Source organism: Neisseria sp. HMSC070F02 (assembly GCF_001814225.1).
Lineage (GTDB): Bacteria > Pseudomonadota > Gammaproteobacteria > Burkholderiales > Neisseriaceae > Neisseria > Neisseria meningitidis.
Genome location: NZ_KV815400.1, coordinates 1781 through 3517, shown reverse-complemented (window position 1 = coordinate 3517; position 1737 = coordinate 1781). Strand labels below are relative to the sequence as shown.

At 41.7% G+C, this 1737-nt stretch carries 1 protein-coding gene and 2 pseudogenes; all 3 read left to right on the top strand.

All coding sequences use genetic code 11. The annotated features are described in order from the left end of the window. Window positions 1–568: pseudogene (mafB, locus tag HMPREF2959_RS04405) on the top strand (polymorphic toxin MafB class 1); the annotation flags it as partial. A gap of 2 nt (window positions 569–570) precedes the next feature. Next, window positions 571–888, top strand: coding sequence for a MafI2 family immunity protein (locus HMPREF2959_RS04400; protein ID WP_002222809.1), 318 nt, complete (start codon window positions 571–573; stop codon window positions 886–888). Between the two features lie 163 nt (window positions 889–1051). Then, window positions 1052–1698: pseudogene (locus HMPREF2959_RS13490) on the top strand (polymorphic toxin-type HINT domain-containing protein). Window positions 1699–1737: the final 39 nt, after the last annotated feature.

The following is a 1737-nucleotide window of genomic DNA, read 5'->3' as shown; positions in this document are numbered from 1 at the left end:
CGCGCTCAACCCCTTTATCAGCGCGGGCGAAGCCGTTGACCAGTGGATGCAGGAAAACCCCAATGCCGCCGAAACCGTCGAAGCCCTGGTCAACGTCCTGCCGTTTGCCAAAGTCAAAAACCTGACAAAGGCGGCAAAACCGGGGAAGGCTGCGGTTAGTGGGGATTTCTCAGACTCCTACAAGCATAACACTGCTTCAAGATTATCTCAGTCTGTAGATGGAGAAATGTTTCAAACCCGCAATGTTGATTTTAAAGCAAAATCTATTGGGACTAAAATTCATGATGGAGCTCAAGGGAAACATATTTCAGGACATAGAAACTACATTGAAGGTAAGAGTACTTTAAATCAAAACATTAATCCTCAAGAATTGTTGAACGGAATACATTCAGGTGCTTATCCAGTTATTTCTAAAGGAGCAAGAGGAAATCCTGTTGTTGATTTTGGGTATCCTATAGGCAGCGATGGGAAATCAGGATTAAGTACCAATTTTGGTACGATTCATTCAGGTAAAAATGGAGTTCACATTGTTCCGGCTAACCCTAAAACCATTAAAAAGGTGCAATAGTTATGAATATATTACCAAGCTGGCTGCGAGTCGGTATGAATATAGCAATGCTGGGCATGATACACTCAGATATCAGGTTAATTACCGTAGATTACGAGGAAGGAAGAAGGTTTTTAAAAATCAAAAATTATTTATCAAGAGAAGCCATCACAGAAGACCATGAAGATATGGAATATTTGATTACAGAGTTATGGTCTATGTGTGGAGAATATTTTGATGAAGCTGACTTTGAATGTATTTATTCTAATCATTCTTCTATGGAGTTAAACCAAATAAATGGTGCAGTATTCAGGAGAAAGGAATTAATTTCGCAAGCGTAGGTTAAAAAACCAACAATCACAATGTCTTCTGAAACCGTGTTTAATTTTCAGACGGCATTTCCTTCGTTTGAAATAGGATATTGAGAACTGAGTTCTTCAAAAATCCTACACTTGCTCCTTCCACGGCAGCACCTTGGTCAAAACGGCAGACGGCTGAAAAGCCATTGCCCGTATCCGAACCGGCGACCGCGTCTTCGCCAAGGACGAGGCAAGCGGAAAAACGGGATACAAACCCGTTACCGCCCGATACGGCAATCCGTATCAAGAAACCGTTTACATTGAAATTTCAGACGGCATCGGTAAAATACAGACCCTCGTTTCCAATAAAATCCACCCGTTTTACAGTCAAGGAAAGTGGATACAGGCAGGTCGTCTGAAAAAAGGCGACACCCTGCTTTCCGAAAGCGGTGCAAAACAGACGGTTCAAAACATTACCCTCAAACAGCAGCCGCTCAAAGCCTACAATCTGACCGTTGCCGACTGGCATACCTACTTCGTCAAGGGTAATCAGGCGGAACGGAAGGGGTTTGGGTTCATAATGCGTGTCCGCCAAGAAAAACACCATCTACCCCCGTATATGGGAATGATTCAGAAGCATATGCAGCAGCAAAGAAATTGGGATATAGAAAAATAAAAGAAAGAACGAGAAATGATGCTGCTATTTTTAAAAAAGGAAAGAGTTATATATCACGCGATGTAGATTCACATAATGGAGGGGCTTGGAAAGAAGCATCTTCACCCAAGAAGCTGAACAGAAAAGAAACAAGAAACGGTACATTTGATAAAAACCTAAATCGTATTGGAGATTAATTATGATGTGCGAGTTCAAGGATTTTAGAAGAAACATCC

Bases quoted from the DNA above. Each gene is read 5' to 3' on its own strand.
- HMPREF2959_RS04400 (WP_002222809.1), top strand. From the start codon at position 571: ATGAATATATTACCAAGCTGGCTGCGAGTCGGTATGAATATAGCAATG.